Annotated in this window: 14 protein-coding genes; 2 read left to right on the top strand and 12 right to left on the bottom strand. The window is 62.4% G+C overall.

The genetic code is table 11. From position 1 onward, the window contains the following. Positions 1-21 precede the first annotated feature (21 nt). A complete protein-coding gene (locus ACESMT_RS06610) occupies positions 22-2493 on the top strand; it encodes a YbcC family protein (protein ID WP_372825777.1) in 2472 nt (823 codons plus the stop codon). A gap of 93 nt (positions 2494-2586) precedes the next feature. Here the strand turns inward: ACESMT_RS06610 and ACESMT_RS06605 are convergent, their stop codons facing one another. The 9 genes from ACESMT_RS06605 to hsdR form a co-directional block, all read right to left on the bottom strand. Then, positions 2587-3198, bottom strand: coding sequence for a hypothetical protein (locus ACESMT_RS06605; RefSeq protein ID WP_372825776.1), 612 nt, complete (start codon positions 3196-3198; stop codon positions 2587-2589). Next, entirely contained in the window at positions 3189-4343 is a 1155-nt protein-coding gene (locus tag ACESMT_RS06600) for an AAA family ATPase (protein WP_372825775.1), read from the bottom strand. The genes ACESMT_RS06605 and ACESMT_RS06600 overlap by 10 nt, the downstream gene beginning before the upstream one ends. A 27-nt stretch (positions 4344-4370) precedes the next feature. Further along, on the bottom strand, positions 4371-6077 hold the full coding sequence (locus ACESMT_RS06595; RefSeq protein ID WP_372825774.1) for a restriction endonuclease subunit S: 1707 nt from the start codon (positions 6075-6077) through the stop codon (positions 4371-4373). 91 nt (positions 6078-6168) lie between these two features. After that, the gene (locus ACESMT_RS06590) at positions 6169-6615 is read right to left on the bottom strand and encodes a PIN domain-containing protein (protein WP_372825773.1); all 447 of its coding nucleotides are present in this window, start codon (positions 6613-6615) and stop codon (positions 6169-6171) included. A gap of 12 nt (positions 6616-6627) precedes the next feature. Further along, on the bottom strand, positions 6628-6864 hold the full coding sequence (locus ACESMT_RS06585; RefSeq protein ID WP_372825772.1) for a type II toxin-antitoxin system Phd/YefM family antitoxin: 237 nt from the start codon (positions 6862-6864) through the stop codon (positions 6628-6630). 189 nt (positions 6865-7053) lie between these two features. After that, on the bottom strand, positions 7054-7485 hold the full coding sequence (locus tag ACESMT_RS06580; protein ID WP_372825771.1) for a type II toxin-antitoxin system VapC family toxin: 432 nt from the start codon (positions 7483-7485) through the stop codon (positions 7054-7056). Beyond that, a complete protein-coding gene (locus ACESMT_RS06575) occupies positions 7482-7715 on the bottom strand; it encodes a plasmid stability protein (protein WP_372825770.1) in 234 nt (77 codons plus the stop codon). Before ACESMT_RS06575 ends, ACESMT_RS06580 begins: the two co-directional genes overlap by 4 nt. A gap of 105 nt (positions 7716-7820) precedes the next feature. Further along, the gene (locus ACESMT_RS06570; protein ID WP_372825769.1) at positions 7821-9287 is read right to left on the bottom strand and encodes an N-6 DNA methylase; all 1467 of its coding nucleotides are present in this window, start codon (positions 9285-9287) and stop codon (positions 7821-7823) included. Positions 9288-9394: 107 nt separating this feature from the next. Then, complete coding sequence (gene hsdR / locus ACESMT_RS06565; protein WP_372825788.1) at positions 9395-11860, bottom strand: EcoAI/FtnUII family type I restriction enzme subunit R; 2466 nt, start codon at positions 11858-11860, stop codon at positions 9395-9397. A gap of 258 nt (positions 11861-12118) precedes the next feature. On the opposite strand from hsdR, the gene ACESMT_RS06560 reads away from it, so the two are divergent. Further along, complete coding sequence (locus tag ACESMT_RS06560) at positions 12119-12442, top strand: hypothetical protein (RefSeq protein WP_372825768.1); 324 nt, start codon at positions 12119-12121, stop codon at positions 12440-12442. Between the two features lie 143 nt (positions 12443-12585). Here the strand turns inward: ACESMT_RS06560 and ACESMT_RS06555 are convergent, their stop codons facing one another. From ACESMT_RS06555 to ACESMT_RS06545, 3 genes are all read right to left on the bottom strand, one after another. Beyond that, a complete protein-coding gene (locus ACESMT_RS06555) occupies positions 12586-14010 on the bottom strand; it encodes an efflux transporter outer membrane subunit (RefSeq protein ID WP_372825767.1) in 1425 nt (474 codons plus the stop codon). 15 nt (positions 14011-14025) lie between these two features. Further along, the gene (locus ACESMT_RS06550; RefSeq protein WP_372825766.1) at positions 14026-17271 is read right to left on the bottom strand and encodes an efflux RND transporter permease subunit; all 3246 of its coding nucleotides are present in this window, start codon (positions 17269-17271) and stop codon (positions 14026-14028) included. Between the two features lie 766 nt (positions 17272-18037). Beyond that, complete coding sequence (locus ACESMT_RS06545; RefSeq protein ID WP_372825765.1) at positions 18038-21190, bottom strand: efflux RND transporter permease subunit; 3153 nt, start codon at positions 21188-21190, stop codon at positions 18038-18040.

The following is a 21190-nucleotide window of genomic DNA, read 5'->3' as shown; positions in this document are numbered from 1 at the left end:
GTAGAACCTGGATTGCACACCATGACCGCACTCACCCAAGACATCGACCTGGCCTGCGCCCGCATTGCGCCTACCTGGCCGCTTGACCAGTTTATTGCCGTCAACCCCTACTGGGGCTGGGTCGACAAGCCCATGCCGCAGGCAGCGGCGGCGCTAGAGGCCCTGGGCGGCACACGCCTGACCATGCCGCGCAGCTGGTTTGCCGCGCGGTGGCAAGCAGGCCACTTGCAGCGCCAGCACTTGCAGGCAGCCGCTGCGCGCGCAGGGGGCGATGCTGCATCGACGGACAACGTGGCGCAGCAGGTGATCGCTTTGGTGGCCGCTTTAGAGCTGCCCGATGCACAAGCGCAAGCTTTGCAGCGCCTGCCGCTCATCACCGACCTGCGCGATGCCGGTGCGCCCCCGCGCCCCGGCGTGTCGTGGGCCGACATGGTCACGCACCAGGTCAGCCAGCACTGTGCTGCTTTTTTTGACACGCAGCAAGCCAGCTGGGGTATGCAGTCATCTGCCGGGCTGTGGAACGCGTGGCGTCAACAGCTGGCCGCCGACCATGGTTTGCCGTGGCACCACGGTCATGCGGCGCTGGCCCAGCGGCTGGCGGCCATGCCGGGCGATGCACGGGCGGTGGTGGCCCAGGCGCTGGTTGGGCTAGGTATTGACGAACATGGGCGGGCTGCGTACCTGAGCGCGGTGCTGATGGCGATCGGCGGTTGGGGTGCCTGGTGCGCCTATGAGCGCTGGCAGGCAAGGTTGTCGGGCAAAGACGACGACCAAATTGAGCAACTGCTGGCAATTCGCCTGACGTGGGAATGGCTGCTGCACGACGATGCGCCTCCTGCCGTGCCCGCAGGCTGGGCCGCGCAGTGGCGCGCCGCCGACGCGCTAGTCGCGCAGCGCGAGGCCACCCAAACCATCGACTGGCTGCTGCAAGACGCGCTGGAAATGGCCTACCAGCAACCCTTGCTGGCCGGGCTGGTGCAGCCCGCTGCTGCACCGGCCAACGTGCCTGAAGTGCAGGCCCTGTTCTGCATCGACGTGCGGTCTGAAGTCTTTCGCCGCGCGCTCGAAGGTGTGGATGCCCGCGTGCAAACCCGTGGTTTTGCCGGCTTCTTCGGCTTGCCTATCGCCTATGCGCCCGTGGGCAGTGCCCTGACGCGCCCGCAGCTGCCCGGCCTGCTGTCGCCCGCGCTGTGCGTGACCGAAAGCACCGGCGACGCCAGCCTCGCGCAGGTTTTGGCGACCAAGCGGCGCAGTGCGCTGCAGTGGCGCGCCCGGTGGGATCAGTTTCGCGCGGCGCCTGCTTCGGGTTTCAGTTTTGTAGAGTCGCTGGGGTTGCTGTACGGCGCCAAGCTGGTCACGCAAACCCTCCCCTCGGGCGCAACGCCAGCGCGCTGGGAAGATGCGGGCCTGCCCGCCGCAGAGGCCGCCAAACTGCGCCCCCAGATGCCGCAGGCCCTGACTGCGCCTGCGGAGGGCGCTGCCATCGCCAAGAGCGTGCTGACTGCCATGGGCATGGTGCGCGACTTTGCCCCGCTGGTGCTGCTGGCCGGTCACGGCAGCCAGAGCGCCAACAATGCCCACGCAGCCGGGCTGGACTGCGGTGCCTGCGGTGGGCAGACCGGCGAGGTCAATGCGCGTGCGCTGGCCGACCTGCTCAACACCCCGGCCGTGCGCGAGCACCTGGCTCCGCTGGGCATCACGGTCAGTGCCGACACGCACTTTGTGCCCGGCCTGCACAACACCACCACCGACGAGCTGGTGTTGTTTGATGTGGCTGCCGTGCCGCCCACCCACACCGCGCGGCTGGAGCGCCTGCGCGCCACGCTACAAGCTGCTGGAGACCGGACCCGGGCCGAGCGGGCGGCCAGCCTGGGCCTGGCCACGCTGGCAGGCCAGCCACAGGCCCTGCAGCAATCGCTGCGCGAGCGCGCCAACGACTGGGCACAGGTGCGGCCCGAATGGGGCCTGGCCAACAACGCCGCCTTCATCGTCGCGCCGCGTGCGCGCAGCCAGCACCTGAACCTGGGCGGCCGCTCGTTCTTGCACGACTACGACCACCGCCTGGACCCCGACAACGCCGTGCTTACCCTGATCATGACCGCGCCCATGGTCGTCACCAACTGGATCAACCTGCAGTACCACGCTTCCACCGTGGACAACCGGCGCTATGGCAGCGGCAACAAGCTGCTGCACAACGTGGTGGGCGGGCGGCTGGGCGTGTTTGAGGGCAACGGTGGCGACCTGCGCATTGGCCTGCCCATGCAGTCGCTGCATGACGGCCAGGATTTGCGCCACACCCCGCTGCGCCTGAGCGTGTTCATCGAAGCCCCGCGCGAAGCCATCGACGCAGTGATGGCGCAGCACGCTGTGGTGCGCCACCTGATTGGCAACGGCTGGATGCACCTGTTCTGGCTGGAGCCGCAGGGCAGCCGCATGGCCCAGTGCTGGCAGGGGCGCTGGGTGGAGGTCAGCGGGGACGGTGGCAAACATTGACGTTTCCGTTACCGCTCAATGGGAGGGCTGCTGCACCATCACCTCCGCCAGTAGCGCCGGCTGGGTTCGGGCGTCGGTGAGGCCCTGTTGTAGTTAAGTCACCCCAAACACGCTAACAATCTCCCGCAATCGATCCCGCGCCCGTGCCAAACTCGGCGAACGTTCTGCAGCACGTTGGGGGCTCCACGAAGAAGCTACCCACGCACTCAAACGTGCGTTGTATCCCAAGCCCTGCGACAAATTGCCGTCAATGGTTTTGCGCAATTCTTCCCGCACTGTTTTGTGAGCGCCATTGGCAAGCCGCAACAGCACTTGTTTGGGCTCGGCCAATTCATCCGGCTTGGCAGGTAAAACACTCTTCGCACCGATCAGCTCTCGCATGGCGACATGATCAGCCAATACCCACGATTCCACCTCTCGAACAGCCACCCTGAACAGCATGCCCGGAGGTGGCGGCTGATTCGCGAGCCATTTGTCGCGAAACTCAACCAAGCAGTTGGCACGATCCAGGTCGGTCAGCACCACCATGACTTGGTGCTCTGCCATTTGACGCCAACTGTCCATCTTCGATGACAAATAGCCTGAGCCACGTTTTCCCAGACGGTGCATGACGCGTGGCTCGCCTGGAACTTCGGCAATCAATCGCAAAACAATGGCTTCGCTCAGCTGGTCTTCCGTTGCAATCGCAACCGGTGTCATTGCCACAAACCCAACTGCGATACGTTCTTGGGCCGCGTCTTCGGCAACACGACCTCGGCCACACTCAGGCCTGCAGCAAGCGCCTGTCTTTCGCTGGTGTCTACTAGCCGCCCTGTGGTGCCCTGTTTGCCAGTTTCCAGAATCACAACACCGCGTTCATCGATCCCGGGATTGCTCAACAGTGCATCACTATGGGTCGTCAAAAGGACCTGTCGCTTGGTTTTGCGGTCGCGCTGCAAACGATCCACGATCAGCGGAATTTCTCGGACGATCGCATCGTTGAGAGAAATCTCTGGCTCTTCCAGCAACAACATGGAGCTACCTTCCAGCAGCGCCCATAGCAAACCGAACAAGCGCAGCGTTCCGTCTGAAAAATGTTCCTCAGATTGCCAGCCCGCGTTGGGGCGATGGTGCGCATAACGGGCCTCCAAATGCGGGTGGCCCATATCATCTTTGACAAAACGCAAGTCTTCAAACTGCGGCACTGCCAAGGACAGTGCCTTTGAAATTTTGAGCAGGCGAGAAGTCCTGATTTTTTCCGACGTTTTCGACAAGCGCTCCAGAAAACCTTGGCCAAAGGGATCATCGGTTAACCGATGGCCACCAATTTTTTCACCGAACCGCAACAACTGCGGCACCAAATGCAAGTAAGTAATGTCGCTCAAAAAGTCGACCACTTCGCGAAATTTGATGTTCGTTTGGATCTGCTCCAGATGCGTTTGGGTCAGCAACAGCACATCGGCGGCATCCTTGTTGTCAGGGCGGTTCAACAGTTGCTTGCCGTCTTTCCAAACTTGCTCCCTAGAAACCAAAATACGTTGCGGCTTCTTGTCCTCAGGCTTAAATGCCAGCACATATCGCCACGCGGCTGGTTGTTGATCCAACTCGTGGCTGAATTCAACGTCAATTTCGACCTCGGGGTCACGCCGAGCATGCAGGCAACGCACCTTGGAGATCCCCCCTCGTTCCGCCACGGCAACTTGCAGGCCGCCGCCTTGCGTTTTACTGACATCGCGCAAAAATCGCAACGCATCCAACAAATTGGATTTGCCAATCGCGTTCGGGCCCAAAACGTAGGACACATCACGCAAAGGCAAATCCAGCGATTGAAAATTGCGCCAGTTTTTCAGACGGATGTTGCTAATGAGCATGGTGATGCCTTTGGGACGTAAGAAGGACTAGACACTATTTTCCACCAACACCTGCGCTAGCAGCACCTGCTGGGTGCGGGCGGTGGTGAGGCGCTGGCGCAGGTCGGCACACAGGGCGCGCAGGGAGGCTACGCGGGCGACGATGCGGGATTGTTCGGCGAGGGGTGGGAGTGGTGCAGGAAAGTTGCGAAGCAGCCGAAGACCGACCGTCGGTTGTGCGGTGCCAGTCAGGCTTCGAGTGGCTTGTCCATACATGAATTGCGAAGCCAATAGAAAACCGAGATACGGAAGACTTATTCCCATCGCGGGTTTCAATATTCCGATGTGTCGCTGCACACAAAAGGGGCGATCCGTTTCAACGATCACTGGTCGCCCATAACTCGCACCGACAACTGTATAAAGAACATCGCCCTTCGCGGGGCGTCTGTACTCTGCAATTGCATCGAAGTACTCGGGAGGCACTAAGCGGCAACCTTCGAAATTCAATTTCCCTGAACTGATATTTCCGATCGTCAGAAATGCAATGCCGACTGGCGCAACCGGTGGGGGCAAATGATCACCGTCAGTGATTACGGAGCACATTGCGTCAAGCCTTACCCACTCCCAATCCGGCGGCAACTCAAACGGTTTCTCGTCCTCCGCAACTGGTGGCAGGGGTTTGTCGCGTTTGATCTTGCCTTGGGCGATGAGGTGGTCTTTCTCAATGCGGATTTTTTGCAAGAGGGCGCTGGCGGGTTCGTCTTTGGGGTCTTGCGGGACCAGGAGGCCGCGCACGGCGAGTTGGAGAATGGTTTGCTCCAGGGCGTCCACCGCCTCGGGGCGGTCGAGCAGCAGATCGAAGAGGGTGGCGACGCGGTGCCAGTTATCCGTCAGCTCTTCGGGCGTGGTGCTGGCGGTGAGGGCGCTTAGTAGTGTGCCGACGAGCTGGGCGTGTTGCGTGGCTTCGAGGCGGGCCTTGGCCTGGAGCGCGTCGCACAGACGCATGAGCTCTTCGACGCGGGTGACGATGCGGGATTGTTCGGCGAGGGGTGGAACTGGGAAGACGCAGTTCTTCAATTGCGTCATGTTGATGGAAGCCAAATTCGTGGTTTGCTTCGCGGCAGAAGCGAAGTATGAACGTGCTACCGGAGAGTTCAGGTAAAGCTCTGCCCAAATTGGATTCCAGTCACCTGATGTGCCACGCGCTTTGAAAACATGGTTTTGATGCAAACAGATTGTCAACTCGCTACGCCAAACCGCTGTGCGTCCGACTTTGTCCCAGTCTCCGCCCTCGGTAATCAGCAAATCGCCGTCACAAAGTTGGAAGCGTTCAAGTTCGGAGCGGTCAATCACAACCTGTTTCATCGAGGTCAAATTCAGATGCCAGCGCTGCACATTCGCCACGCGCAAATAGGGCAACAAGGTTGCTGAGGCGATGGGCGTCTTTCGACCCAACGTGATGCCACTGGAAATCAATGCGACATCACCAAACTTCACCCACTCCCACTCCTTCGGCAACTCAAACGGCTTCTCATCCTCCGCAATCTCCGCCAGCGGCCTATCGCGCTTGATCTTGCCCTCCGCAATCAGCCGATCTTTCTCAGCACGAATCTTCTTCAGCAGCACGCTGGCAGGCTCATCACTCGGGTCTTGCGGAACCAGCTTGCCCTGCACAGCCAGGGTCAAAATCAGCTCGCGCAGCTTCGCCACGCCGTCGGGTGCGGTGGTCAGCAGGTTCAAATTTGATAGCAGCATGCTTAGGTTACACGGGGGCTAGAAGGTGATTTGGCATATAAAAGTCCATCCACCACACAGTGTGTAGCGAATCTCAATGGACTTCTCAATCTCAGTGGGCCAAAAGACCACTCAGTAGCGGCGAGCGTTGTGCGGCAAACGGGTCTACCACCGTAACGCCGCGCCAGGTAAAACCGCTCTGAAAATCTTCACTCAGCAGCAGGCGGCAGTGGCTTTCAGCAGCGACAGCCAGGATGAGGGCATCCCACATCGGCAACTGGTGGTCCACCACGAGATCGAGCGCCGCTTGAAACGCCGACCAGTCTGAGTCGGCCACTTCAAAGCTGTCTGCCCAGCCAAGCACTGTCTCGCGCACGCTTGGAAGTGGGCGCCGCGCTTTGCCGGTCAACACCCGCGTCAACTCCCCAAGCGCTTGCGCGGGCAACACGACGGACTCCATCGGGAGTTTTTCTATCAGTTGTAGTGCTGCGGTGCACCGCGTTTCATCGCCCAGTCCTTCGGCATAAACGAGGATATTGGTGTCCAGAGCTATACGCATGGGCCAGGCTCCTTAGCCTTCGTACAGTTCATCGCGCGTCCAGTCGCGGGCGCCGGAAGCTTTGTTCTGACGCAGGCGCGCCAACAAAGTCTGCCGGGCCATCTGGCGCGGACCACTCTCACGCGCAACGGGGCCAATGGTGGCAACGGGTTTGCCGCGCGACAGGACGGTGACGACTTCGCCCGTGGCGACATCACGCAGCAGACCGGAGAAATGCCGATTGGCGTCAGCGGCGGAAATGGTTTTCATGTGCGACCTCTTGATGTAGTGTTGAGCACTACTTTATCGGGGTGAGCGGTTTCCGTCAAGCGATTGGGCCAATATGCCCCGCAACTCATCGCGCAGCGCCTGGGCCTCGCCTTGCAGGCGCTGGTAGTCGAAAAGAGGAGTCTAATTTGATAGCAGCATGCGCCCGTTCTGTTGGCGTTATAGGGTGTTTTACCGGGAGGCGCCAAACGTCCACGGGTTGAAAATCTCGATGCCGGTGTCGCGGAAGTCCCGCGTGTTGCGGGTGGCCAGCATGAAGCCGTGTGTGCTGGCGATGGCGGCAATGGCGCAGTCGGCAAAGCTGATGGGGTTGCCATTGGCGCTGGCGCGGGTGTTGACGTCGGCAAAGGCTTGTGCGGCCAGGGTGTCGAAAGGCAATATGCGCCCATCAAACAGGGGCAGCACTTGTGCTGTCAGCGCCAGCTTTAGCGCGTCGCGGCGGCACCCGGCTGGCATGGCGGCGATGCCAGACAACAGTTCGGCCAGGCTGACCGACGTGAGGTAAAGCGTTTGCGGCTCCTGGGCGTTTAACCAGCTCAACACCGCAGCATCGGGTGCCGGTTTGAGGGGTTCTGACACCACGTTGGTGTCCAGAATGATCATTCAAACCCCGCAGCGTCCACCGCGCGGGGGTCGCGGGGCAGGTCTAGCGTGACGCCGCCCAGGCTTTGGCCGATGACCGCCAGGGCCGTGCCGATGCCTAGCGCGGGGCGCACGGCATTTTCAAGGATGGTGCGGATTTCAGCTTCGGTGCTGCGGCCGTGCTGGGTGGCGCGCAGCTTGAGTGCGCGGTGTGTGGCCTCGGGGATGTTTCGGACGGTGACTGACGACATGGGCTGCTCTCCATTGAACTGGCTTGAATGATATCAATCATTCATATTGATGTCAATTTGGACTGTGATGCAGCTTCTTTTTTGATAGCTGACTACGCAGGTATTTCAGTGGCTGGCGAGCGATTGGGCCAATATGCCCCGCAACTCATCGCGCAGCGCCTGGGCCTCGCCTTGCAGGCGCTGGTAGTCGGCCAGCAGGTGTTCGGGGTCGTGGTCTTGCACCTCGCCGACATGGGGATTCTTCTGGTCGAGGTTGTAGTTGGCGGCTTTGATCTGGGCGATGCTGACCTTCCAGGCGCGTTCGTTTTCCACGCGGCTGGCAAAGCCGTCAAGCTCGGTGCCCCACCAGGCTTTCTCGGCGTCGAACTCTTCGATGCGGATGGGTTTGGTTTTGTTGTAGTTCTTCACGCCCGGCGGGTAGGGGTGCTCGTAGTACCAGACGTCCGTGGTGGGCTGGCCTTTGGTGAAGAAGAGCAGGTTGGTCTTGATGCCGGTGTAGGGCGCGAACACGCCGTTGGGCAGGCGCACGATGGTGTGCAGCTTGCACTCGGCCAGCAGTTGCTCTTTGATACGCGTCTTGACGCCTTCGCCAAACAGGGTGCCGTCGGGCAGCACCAGCGCGGCGCGGCCACCGGGTTTGAGGATGTGCTTGATGAGCACCAAGAACAAATCCGCCGTCTCTTTGGTGCGCACGTCAGCCGGAAAGCCCTGCTCTATGCCCGGCTCTTCGGTGCCGCCGAAGGGTGGATTGGTCAGAACGATGTCAACACGCTCCGCTGACGTGTATTCCCTGAGCGGGCGGGCCAGTGTGTTGCCGTGCACGATCTGACTCGGCACGGCGATGCCGTGGAGCATGAGGTTGGTGATGCACAGCATGTGGGGCAGCTGCTTTTTTTCAACGCCGCCCACACTGGTTTGGAGCAATGCCTCCTGGTCGGGCGTGTGTACCTGCTTGCGCAGATGCTCGATGGCGCAGACCAGAAAACCGCCGGTGCCGGTGGCGGGGTCGAGCAGCTTTTCACCCAGCTGCGGGTTGATCTGATCGACCATGAACTGGGTCACAGCGCGGGGCGTGTAGAACTCACCTGCGTTACCGGCGCTTTGCAGATCACGCAGGATTTTTTCATACAGGTCGTTGAACTGGTGGCGCTCGGTCTGGCGGTTGAAATCAATGCCGGCCAGCTTGTTGATGATCTGGCGCAGCAGGTGGCCGCTCTTCATGTAGTTGAAGGCATCTTCAAACACGCCGCGCACCACAAAGCCGCGCGGGTTGCGCACGGGGTCGGCACTCAGCGCCTTGAGGCCGGGAAAAAGCTCGTTGTTGACGAAGTTGAGAAGGGTGTCGCCGGTGATGCCTTCGGCATCGGCCGCCCAGCTGCGCCAGCGTAATTCATCAGGAATGGGGCTGGTGTAGCTGTCGCGAGTGAGTTCGAGGTCTTCTTCAAGCGCATCAAATACCTTGAGGAACAGCAGCCAGGTGAGCTGGCTGATGCGCTGGGCATCGCCATCGACGCCGCTGTCCTGGCGCATGACGTCCTGGATGGATTTGATGGTGGGGGTGAGGTTGGACATTTAGGCGGGATTGGGGAAATATTGGAAGTGTTTTGTGGCGCTAGCCCTTATGAGACGGGCGTGAGCAGCTACTGATTTAGTAGCAAATCCGGGCTTATGGACTGGGCTTATGGAGTGGCAGTGTAGATCTCGCGCTCCAGCGCCTGCAGGGCGGCCAGGTATTGGGGTCGGCCGCCAAAGCTTTTGACCAGCTCGACCGGGCTGCCCAAGGCGTTGAGCGGCTGCACACGCAGCACCTCGTCGCTTTCCATCGCCGCAATGCCTTCATCGGCGTATTTGTCGAGCAGGGCTTCAAGCACTTTGCGGGCGATGGGGCCGTATTGCGTGAAGACGTTGCGCTTCTGCACGCGGCGGGCGCGCTCGCGACGGGTCAGCGCCGGCATGTTCCACGCCACATGCAGCAGCAGATCGAACGGGTCCAGGCCGGTGAGGCCGGTTGCGGCTACTTCTTCGGCCAGCGCCTCGACCAGCACGCCGTGCTTTTCAAGCTCTTCGAGCAGCGCCGCTTTTCGGTCAGCATCGCTCCACGCCTGCAGGAAGGCGTCCAGCGAGGTGTATTGCTTTTGCAGGTTGATGCGGGTGTAGTCGCGCAGGCTTTCGGTGATGAGCTGACCCTGGGCGTTGAGGTATTGCACGCGTTCACGGGCTACCGACACGGTGACCTGGTTGCCGAGGACGTATTTGATGACGGGCGTGCCGCCTCCGCCGCCGAAGGGGCCGAGCGGGCCGCCCGGCTCTTCGGGGACGTCCACCCCGGTACCGCTACCCGCCGCGGGCGTACCTGTCGGCTCTTCGGGTGGTGCGATAGGGTCGTCACCCTTGGGTTCGTAAATCTGGACCGGTTCCCCGTCGAAGTCCTTGTCGGCAAAAAGCTCGGTGGCGCGTTTGAAATCAAGAATGGTGAACCAGCTTTTACCCAGGTCCTCGCGCAGGCGGGTGCCGCGCCCAATGATCTGCTTGAACAAGGTCATGGACTTGATGTTCTGGTCCAGCACGATGAGTTTGCAGGTTTGCGCATCTACGCCGGTGCTCATGAGCTTGGACGTGGTGGCAATGACAGGCAAGGGCTTCTCGGGGTCGATGAAGTTGTCGAGCTCGCGCTTGCCTTCTGGGTTGTCGCCAGTGATTTGCACCACGTAGTTGGGTCGGGTGGCGCACAGATCTGCGTTGGCATTGCTGAGGGCCTGGCGCATGCGGGCGGCGTGATCGATGTCTTCACAGAACACGATGGTTTTGTCCATGCGGTCGGTGGCCTTGAGGTAGGCGGTAATCCGCCCGGCCACCACTTCGTCGCGCGGCTCCAGCACAAGCTTGCGATTCATGTCGCGGCCGGTGTAGACGCGGTCTTCAATGAGCTGACCGTGCTTGTCTGTCATGCCTGCGGTGGGGCGCCAGCCGAAGGTGTCTTTGTCCAGATCGACCCGGATGACCTTGTAGGGTGCCAGAAAGCCGTCTTCGATGCCCTGCTTGAGGCTGTAGGTGTAGATGGGCTCGCCAAAGTAGAAGGTGTTGGAAATGTCTTTGGTTTCCTTGGGCGTGGCGGTCAGGCCCACATGGGTCGCGCTGTTGAAATAAGTGAGGATGTCGCGCCAGGCCGAGTCTTCGGACGCGCTGCCGCGGTGGCACTCGTCCACCACGATAAGATCAAAAAACTCGGGGCTGAACTGCTTGTAGGTGTTGGACGCTTCTTCAGTGCCGGTGACGGCCTGGTAAAGCGAGAGATAAATTTCGTAGCTTTTGTTGACGGCCTTGGTGGTTTTGTCCACCGCCATGTCCACGTCGTCCACTTCGAGTTGCCCCTGGTCATTGATGCGCTCAATGCCTTTGGCATTGGGGCTCAGCTTGGCCATGGCGCCTTTGAAGGGGCGAAAGTCGTTGACCATGGTCTGGTCGATGAGGATGTTGCGGTCGGCCAGAAACAAGATGCGTTTTTTAGCGCCGCTTTTCCACAAACGCCAGATGATCTGGAAGGCAGTGTAGGTTTTACCGGTGCCGGTGGCCATGACCAGCAATGCGCGCTGCTGACCGGCGGCAATGGCTTCTACCGTGCGATTAATGGCGTTGATCTGGTAGTAGCGCGGCGTTTTGCTGGGTGAATAGGCGAAGCCGGCCACGCGCTGCACTTCAGGCGTCCAGCCTTTCCAGGCGCAGTAGCGCGCCCACAATTCAGCGGGGGTGGGAAATTCGTCGAGTGTGAGGTTTTGCTCCAGCACGCCGGTTGCCAGCGTGGCATCACGGAAAACAAAGCCGTCGCCGTTGCTGGAAAAGCTGAAAGGGACGTCCAGCAACTGGGCGTAATTGATGGCCTGCGCCATGCCTGCGCCTATCGCGTGTTTGTTGTCTTTGGCTTCAACCACCGCCAATGGAATATTCGGCTTCAGGCACAACACGTAGTCAGCAAAAAGAACGGTGGACTTGTCGCGTTGCGCCTTGTTGCCTCTGACGACCATGCGGCCTGCACGGAGGGGAAACTCGCGGTAGATCTGGTCCATGCCGTGCCATCCGGCTTGCTCCATGGCCGGGCGGATGAACTTGTCGCAAATGTCGCTTTCGGAAAGCTTCTTCTTATCCACGAGCATGTCCTCCTCCTCCGTTGTGAGGTCGCCTTATGCAGGCTGACAAGGCGTCGGCCCGGCACAAGGGGTTGCCTTCTGTTTGGCTGCAGAGGCTGATTGTCGCCCGAGATGGACGCGAACCCGCACGGGCGACCCTTTGGGGGCCTTGCTCCGCCTTGCCGGCAGTAGCCCGCCGCCTTATCATCGCTCCACCTGAAGGTGGGTTTACCCTCTGACCGTCGGACGTAGTTCGCCACAACACTCAGGGGCCCATTTTTGCGGTTTCCGCTGCCCGGTAAAGGTGTTCAGGTGTTCAATTTTTTCAAGCGTCCGACCGTTCCAGAGGTCAAGCCAAGGCCTCGCCAAGTTGCCAAGTCCGCCGGCGCGCCACCCATCCCGGCCGAACGCGCGCCTGTTCCACCAGCGCTTGAAGGTAACGAGCCTTCCGATTGGGCTCTGTGGGAGGATTCTGTAGAGGCTCTCGACAGTCAACTGCAGCCCCTGGCGCCATCGGAAACCGTTCGCCTGCGAGGAGAGGACACGCCGAGCCAGTTGCAGGACATTGACCCTTTTTCTTCCATTGGAAAAAACAACGGGTAGGGGCCGCCTTTGATCGCACCCGCAGCCTGTAGGCGGATGCGCCGACTCGACCAGCCCATCAAGCCTGTTTCAGCTAAACGCATGAAACAAATCGGCCTTATGCCCGTGTCCCACGGGCGTAAGCAGCTATCAAAAACAGAGCATCAAGGGGTGGGCTGTGCAGCGAGCCAGCCTCCACCCAGTGACTGGATCAGCGCTACCGCCGTGGTCTGGCGGTCGGCCATGGCCTGCACCAGGGCGCGGCGTGCATTCAGCGCCGTGGCCTGGGCGGTAATCACTTCGGTGTAGCCGACCTGGCCGGCGCGATAGCGGTTGAGTACCTGTTGCTCGACCTGGTCGGCGGCTTCCGACGCCTGGCGGCGCAGCGCTTGTTGAAGCTGCAGCACGCGGGTAGCGGCGAGCTGGTCTTCGACGTCCTGAAAGGCCACCAGCACGGTTTGCCGGTAACGCGCCACCGCCTGCTCGTGCGCGGCTGTAGCGCCATCGACGCGTGCGTCCGTTCGGCCCGCGTTAAACAGAACCTGGGCGGCCGACAGGCCCAGCGACCAGACAAGGCTGGGCGCCGAGAACAGGTCTGCCACGCGGCTGGCACCGGTGCCGCCTGAGGCGCTTAACGAGATGTTGGGGTAGTAGCCGCTTTTGGCGATGCCGATCTGCTCATTGGCCAAGGCCACGCGGCGCTCGGCCGCGGCGATGTCGGGGCGGCGCTGCAGCAGGGTAGACGGCACACCCACCGGGATGCTGGGCACGGCCGGCTTCCAGTCGGTGGCTGGCAGCGAGAAGTTGCCCGGCGCCTGGCCCACCAGCACGGCGATGGCATGTTCAAGCTGTGCGCGCTGGCGCACCAGCCCGGCGCTGTCGGCCCGGGCATTGGCCAACTGCGTCTGTGCTTGCAACACATCGGTTTTGGCGACGATGCCGGCGGTGTAGCGGTTCTGGGTGATCTCGACGGCGCGCTGGAAGCCTTCCAGCGTACTTTCGAACAGCCGCTTTTGCGCATCGGTCTGGCGCAGTGCAAAGTAGTTGGCGGCGAGTTCGCCCTGGGCCGACAGTTTGGCCGAGGCCAGATCGGCTGCGCTGGCTTGCGCGCCGGCCGAGGCGCCGTCTACCGCACGGCCGAGGCGGCCCCAGACATCAGGCTCCCAGCTGCCGCCTATGCCGAGCTGGTAGTTGTTGCCGACGCGCCCGGTGGCGCCGGTGGTGCTGTTGCCGCTGCTGCCGGAACGCGAGGCGCCGCCGTTCAGGCTGACCAGCGGAAACAGCGAAGCGCGCTGCTCGCGCACCAGGGCGCGCGCCTGCGCGTAGGCCGCTACGGCGACGGCGACATTCTGGTTGGACACCTCGACCCGGGCGGCCAGTTCGTTGAGTACCGGGTCGCCAAACAGCAACCACCAGGGACCGCGGTCCAGCGTGTCGGCCGGCGCCGCGCTGACCCACGCGCCGGCTTCCTTGAAGGCGGGAACTTCTGTCGTGGCGGGTTGCTGGTAGTCGGGGCCGACGGCGCAGCCGCCAAGCAGCATGGTGACCAGCGCGGCGGCCAGGGGAAGGCGTGAAAAAGACGATGGCATGGAAGGAATCCTGGCTTATTGCAGTTGCAGTGGCGCGTTGGGAGACGGCGCACCGGAGTCATCAGGGTGACGGCTGAGCTGGTGTTCCGACGCACCTCGCCGACGCAGCTTGTCCATCAGCACATACACCACCGGCGTGGTCAGCAAGGTGAGCAGCTGGCTGACGACCAGCCCGCCGATGATGGAAATGCCCAGCGGCCGGCGCAGCTCGGCGCCTTCGCCAAAACCGATGGCCAGAGGCAGCGCGCCCAGCATGGCGGCCAGCGTGGTCATCAGGATGGGCCGCAAGCGCAGCAGGCAGGCTTCACGCACGGCCTCCACGGCCGACAGGCCGCGCGAGCGCTCGGCCTCAATGGCAAAGTCGATGATCAGGATGGCGTTTTTCTTGACGATGCCAATCAGTAAAAACACGCCAATCAGCGCGATGATGGAAAACTCCATCTCGAACATCAGCAGCGCCAGTACTGCACCCACGCCAGCCGAGGGCAGGGTGGACAGCACGGTGACAGGGTGCACCAGGCTTTCGTAAAGAATGCCCAGCACGATGTAGATCACCACCAGCGCCGCCAGGATCAGCAGCGGCTGCTGCTGCTGCGACTGCTGGGCATCGCGTGCGGTGCCGGCAAAACTTCCGCGCACGTTGTTCGGCAGGCGAATCTCGGCCTCGGCCTGTTTGACCGCGTCCTGGGCCTCGCTGAGCGACACGCCTTCGGCCAGGTTGAAGGACACGGTGGTCGAGAGCTCGCCATCTTCATGGCTGACCGATGCGGCGGTCGGATTCTCGCTAAAGGTGGCGATGCTTGAGAGCGGCACCATGGTGGTCATGGCCGAACTCAGTGCCTGGCCGGCGGACGGGTCGCGCAAGGCGGGGTTTACCACGGTGGTGATCGCGCCCGGGACGGCGCTGGCCAGTGAGGTGCCGCTGCCGCCCCTGACCGGCACATAGATGTCCTTGAGCGACTCCGGGCTCTGGATGTAACGCGGCGCCACGCCCATGATGACCTTGTACTGGTTCAGGTCGGCATAAATCGTGGCGACCTGGCGCTGCCCGAAGCCGTTGTACAGCGCGTTGTCCACGTCGCGCGAGCTGATGCCCAGGCGCGCCGCGCTGTCCTTGTCCACCGTCACCATGGTTTCGATGCCGTTTTCCTGCTGGTCGGTGTCCACGTCCGTCAGCGCCGCCTGCAACTTCATCTGCCCGGCCAGCCGGGTGGCCCAGACCTTGAGATCGGCGGTGCTGTCGCTCTTGAGGGTGTACTGGTAGGTGGAATTGCTGGAGCGCCCGCCACCGCGCAGGTCCTGCACCGGGTTGAGAAAAATGCTGATGCCGGTGATCTGTGCCAGTTGCGGGCGCAGGCGCGCGATCACCGCCTGGCCCTTGTCGGTACGCTGGCCCACCGGCTTGAGGTTGATGAACATGAAACCGCCGCCGGCCCGCGAGCCACCGGTGAAACCGACCACGGTATCGACCGCCGGATCGGCGCGGACGATGTCCACGATAGCCCTGAGCTTGGTTTGCATGGCCTGAAAGGAAATACTTCGGTCGGCGCGTATGCCGCCACTGATGCGCCCGGTGTCCTGCTGCGGAAAGTAGCCCTTGGGAATCGACACGAACAGGTAGGCATTGAGCGCAACCACCGCCACCAGGCTCAGCATCACGATGCCGCGGCTGGCCAGCGCCCAGTCCAGGCTGATCTCGTAGCCGCGATGCACGCGGTTGAACGCGCGCTCGAACCAGCGCGCCAGGCGTCCTGGCGGCTTGCCCTGCGCGTGCGGCTTGAGCAGCCAGGCACACATCATCGGTGTGGTGGTCAGTGAGATCAGCAACGAGATCAGCACCGCCGCCGACAGCGTGACGGCAAACTCGCGGAACAGCCGGCCGATCTGGCCGCCCATGAACAGCAGCGGAATGAACGCCGCCACCAGAGACAGGCTGATGGACAACACGGTGAAGCCGACCTCCCGCGCGCCCAGCAGGGCGGCCTTGAAGCGGTCCATGCCCGCCTCGATGTGGCGGCTGGTGTTTTCCAGCACCACGATGGCGTCGTCCACCACAAAACCGGTGGCCACCGTCAGCGCCATCAGGCTCAGGTTGTTCAGGCTGAAGCCCAGCAGGTACATCACGCCAAAGGTTCCCAATAGCGAAACCACGGTGGCTGTTGCAGGGATCAGGGTGGCGCGCGCGCTGCGCAAAAAGGCGCTGACCACCAGCACCACCAGCACAATCGAGATCAGCAAGGTGATCTCGATCTCCTTGAGCGATGCGCGAATGGATTGGGTAGCGTCCGAGGCGACGTGCAGGACCACATCCTGCGGCAGCTGCGCCTGCAGTTCGGGCAGCAGGGCGCGCACGCCGTCCACGGTGGCAATCACATTGGCGTCGGGTTGGCGTGTGACCAGCACGATCACCGCCGCTTCGCCGTTGAACAGCCCCAGGGTGTTGATGTTTTCAACGCCATCGACCACCTCGGCCACGTCGCGCAGGCGGATGGCCGCATTGTTGCGCCAGGCCACGATCAGGTCGCGGTAGTCGGCCGCCTTGCGCCCGCCGCTGGCGGTGTTGGCGCCCGAGTAAATCTGCAGGCGCTCGCCGTTGCCTTCGATGGCGCCTTTGGGCCGGTTGGCGTTGGACGCCTGCAGCGCGGCGCGCACGTCTTCCGCGCTGACGCCGTAGCGGTTCAGCGCAAACGGCAGCAGGTCTACCCGCACCGCCGGCAACGATCCGCCGCCGAGTTCAACGTCGCCGACCCCTTGCACCTGCGCGACTTTTTGTTGAACCAGGTTGGACACCTCGTCGTAGATTTGCCCCGGCGAACGGGTCTTTGATGTCAGCGCCAGGATGATGACCGGCGCGGCAGCCGGGTTGGCTTTGCGGTAGGTGGGGTTGCTGCGCAGCGTCGCGGGCAGGTCGGCACGCGAGGCATTGATGGCAGCCTGTACCTCGCGCGCCGCAGCGTCAATCTTGCGGTTCAGGTCGAACTGCAGGCTGATGCGGGTTGAGCCATTGCTGCTGTTGGACGTCATTTCGTTGACGCCCGCGATGCTACCCAGCCGCCGCTCCAGCGGCGTCGCCACACTGCTGGCCATGGTGGAGGGGCTCGCGCCCGGCAGTGAAGCGCTGACCGAAATCGTCGGGAAATCCACCTGCGGCAGCGGTGAGACCGGTAGCACGAAGAAGGCCCCGATGCCGGCCAGGGCCAGGCCTGTCGTCAGTAGCACCGTGGCTACCGGGCGGCGGACGAAGGGCTCGGAGAGATTCATTTAGCCAGCCTTCCATGGCTGCCGGAGTCTCTGAAGTGTGCGTTTTCCTGTTGGCCGGGGGTTGCCCGGCGGCAAGTAACTTTCTTTTGCTTCGCCAAAAGAAAGTCACCAAAGAAAAGGCGACCCGATGGTCCGGGTCCCCTGCGCTGCGCTGCGGGGCAGCCTGCGGTGCTCGCCAAAAGCGGGGTCTCGCTCGAACTCGCCTTCGGCTCAGACAATCGCGAGCCCTGACCCGCTTTTGGCTGCGCTCCTCGGCCCGGCCCGACGGGTGGGGGAAGCAAATGCGGATGCGGGGAGGCAAGGACGCGCTTTGCGCGGCCTCGCCGGAGTTCGATTGCGAATTCGCTCCCGGTCCCGGCCTCACCACCCTTCTGTATGCGCCGAGGAGCGGAGGTCCAGACGGACCAGGGCGAGCGATTGTCTGAGCGAAGCGAGTTCGAGCTCGACCCCGGCTGGGCCGAGCACCGCAGGTTGCCCGAAGCGAAGCGAAGGGACGCAGACAGCAGGGTCGCCTTTTCTTTGCTTACTTTCTTTTGACGACGCAAAAGAAAGTGAGTTGCCGCCGGGCAACCCCCGGCTTGCTGGCAAACCACAAACGTTGAAGGCAAAGATGGCTTCGACCTTTCGACAAGCTCAGGCAGACTGGTGATTTCCCACATGCCATTGCGGACTCGATCCGCAATCCAAGCTTTCGCACCACCGCCGTTAGCTCGCCCACATGGATCCCGGACCAAGTCCAGGATGACAAACCGTGGGAGAAGGGCGTTCACAAAAAACCCCTCCGCCTGAACCTCTGACCCATTCTGTCAAACGCCAAATAGATAACTGGCGTCGTGAACAGCGTGAGCACCTGGCTGACGATCAGCCCGCCGAAGATGGCCAGGCCCAGTGGCCGGCGTAGTTCGGCGCCTTCACCCCAGCTCAGCATCAGCGGCACGGCGGCAAACAGTGCGGCCAGCGTGGTCATCAGTATCGGGCGAAAGCGCAGCAGCGCGGCCTGGTGGATGGCTTCCTGCGGGGATTTGCCTTCGGTGCGCTCGGCGTCGATGGCAAAGTCGATCATCATGATGGCGTTTTTCTTCACGATACCGATCAGCAAGATGATGCCGATGATGCCGATCACGCCGAGGTCGGAGCCGCTGATCATGAGCGCCAGCAGCGCGCCCACACCCGCCGAGGGCAGGGTCGAGAGAATCGTCAGCGGGTGGATATAACTTTCATACAACACGCCCAGCACGATGTACACACAAACCACTGCTGCCAGAATCAGCCAGAGCTGGCTGGACAGCGAGGTCTGGTAGGCACCGGCGGCGCCCAGAAAGGTCAGGGTGACGCTGCTGGGCAGGGCGATGTCTTTGACCGCGCTTTTGATCTCACTGACCGCCTGGCCCAGCGACGCACCGGGTGCGGTATCAAAGCCCAGGGTGGTTGCCGGGTACTGGGCCACACGGGTGATCTGCAGAGGTGCGGGTTGCTCGATGATGGTGGCCACGCTGGCCAGCGGCGTGGTGCTGCCCGAGCTGGTTCGCAAGGGCAGGTTGCCCAGGGCTGCCGCCGTGGTCAGCTGTTCCGGCATGGCCTCCAGAATCACGCGGTACTGGTTGGTCTCGGTAAAAATTGTCGAGACAATGCGCTGGCCAAACGCGCTGTACAGCGCATCGTCGATGGCTGAGGTGGTGACGCCCAGGCGCGACGCTGTGTCGCGGTCCACCTTGATGTAGGCTGACGTGCCCTGTGCGCCGGCATCCGACGCGATGTTGCGTAACGCCGGTAGCTGCTGCATGCGCTGAGCGAGCTTGTTGGCCCACAGCGTCACGACTGCGTTGTCTGCGCCTTCAAGCGAGACGCGAAACTGGGTCGGCCCGGTCTCGGCATCAATCGTCAGATCCTGCGTGGGCTGCAGGTACATGGTGACCCCCGCCACGGTGGCCGCGCGGCGCTGCAGGCGATCCATGGTTTCCTGCTGGCTGCTGGTACGCTCTTTTTTAAGATTGATGAGCATGCGACCGGTGTGCAGCATGCTGTTGTTGGCGGCATCCACACCGACGAACGAGCTCAGGGTGGCGACATCCGGGTCTTCCAGAATCGCCCGGGCGGTTGCCTGCTGCAGCTCGGCCATGCGCGCATATGAGACCGACTGCGCAGTCTCGACACGGGCTTGCAACTGCCCGGTGTCCTGTGTCGGAAACAGGCCCTTGGGAATCAGTACATACAGCAGCACCGTCAGCAACAAGGTGGCCAGCGCGACCAGCAGGGTTGCGCCCTGGTGCCGCAGCACCCAGCGCAGCCAGCCGTCGTAACGCGTGATCACGCCGTCAAAAAAGTTTTGCAGACGCGCGCTGGTCGGGTTGCTGTCGCTTTCGGGTTCGTGCTTGAGCCATCTGGCCGACATCATGGGCACCAGGGTGAGCGAGACCACCGCCGAGATCAAAATGGTGATAGCCAGCGTGACCGCGAACTCACGAAACAGCCGTCCGACTACGTCGCCCATGAAAAGCAGCGGGATCAGCACGGCAATCAGCGAGACCGTCAGCGAAATGATGGTAAAGCCGATCTGCTGCGCGCCCTTCAGCGCTGCGGCCATCGGTGCCTCGCCTTTTTCGATGTAACGCGAGATGTTCTCGATCATCACAATCGCGTCGTCCACCACAAAACCGGTGGCAATCGTCAGTGCCATCAGGCTCAGGTTGTTCAGGCTGTAGCCCAGCAGGTACATCGCGCCGCAGGTGCCGATCAGCGATATCGGCACCGCCATGCTGGCGATCACGGTGGCGCGCAGATTACGCAAAAACGCAAAAATCACCAGCACCACCATGACCACGGCCAGCAGCAGCTCGATCTCGACGTGTAACACCGAGGCGCGTATGCCGGTGGTGCGGTCGCTCAGCACATCGACCTGCATGGCCGTCGGCAGGCCGGCCTGCAGCTCGGGCAGACGCGCCTTGATGGCGTCCACGGTGGCGATGACATTGGCGCCGGGCTGGCGCTGCACGTTCAGGATGATGGCGGGTACCAATTGCCGACGGGCCGCCCCTAGGCAATTGTCCCCCTCGGGGGGAGAACGCGAAGCGGACAGGGGGGGGCAGTCCCCTCCGCTCCAGGCACCGAGCTTGACGTTCTCGGCGCTGTCCACCACCTGCGCCACGTCCTTGACCCGCACGGCTGCGCCGTTGCGAAAAGCAATGATCAGGTTCTGGTAGTCGGCAGCGGCCAATAACTGGTCGTTCGAGTTGATCGAATAGGAGCGGGTTGGGCCGTCAATGCTGCCTTTGGCGGCGTTGGCGTTGGCCGCTGCAATCGCGCTGCGCAGCGAATCCAGTCCCAGGCCGTAAGACGCCAGTGCGCGTGTGTCGGCCTGGATACGTACCGCCGGACGCTGGCCGCCACTGAGCGTCACCAGGCCGACCCCGCTGACCTGGCTGATCTTCAGCGCCAGCCGGGTGTTGACGATGTTCTGTACTTCGGTCAGCGGCAGGCTGTTGGAGGTGATAGCGAGCGTCAGCACCGGCGCGTCGGCGGGGTTGACCTTGGCGTACACCGGCGGCGCAGGCAGGTCGGCAGGCAGCAGCGAGCCGCCGGCGTTGATGGCGGCCTGCACCTGCTGCTCGGCCACGTCGAGCGCCAGGCCCAGGCCAAATTGCAGGGTGACGATGGAGACGCCGGCCGCGCTGGTCGAGCTCAGGCGCTGCAGGCCGGCCATCTGGCCGAACTGGCGCTCCAGCGGTGCGGTCACGGTTTGCGCCATGACCTCCGGGCTGGCGCCGGGGTAAAGCGTCTGCACCTGAATCGTCGGGTAGTCCACCTGCGGCAGGGCCGACAGTGGCAAGAACTTGAAGCCCAGCAGACCGGTCAGGACAATCGCCACCATCAGCAAGGCCGTGGCAACCGGCCGCAGTATGAAAGGACGGGAGGGGCTCAT

Origin of the sequence: Polaromonas sp. (assembly GCF_041689105.1) — a bacterium.
Taxonomy (GTDB): Bacteria; Pseudomonadota; Gammaproteobacteria; order Burkholderiales; family Burkholderiaceae_C; genus Polaromonas.
Note: the sequence above shows the minus strand (reverse complement) of the source record. Positions and strands in the feature narration are given on the sequence as shown.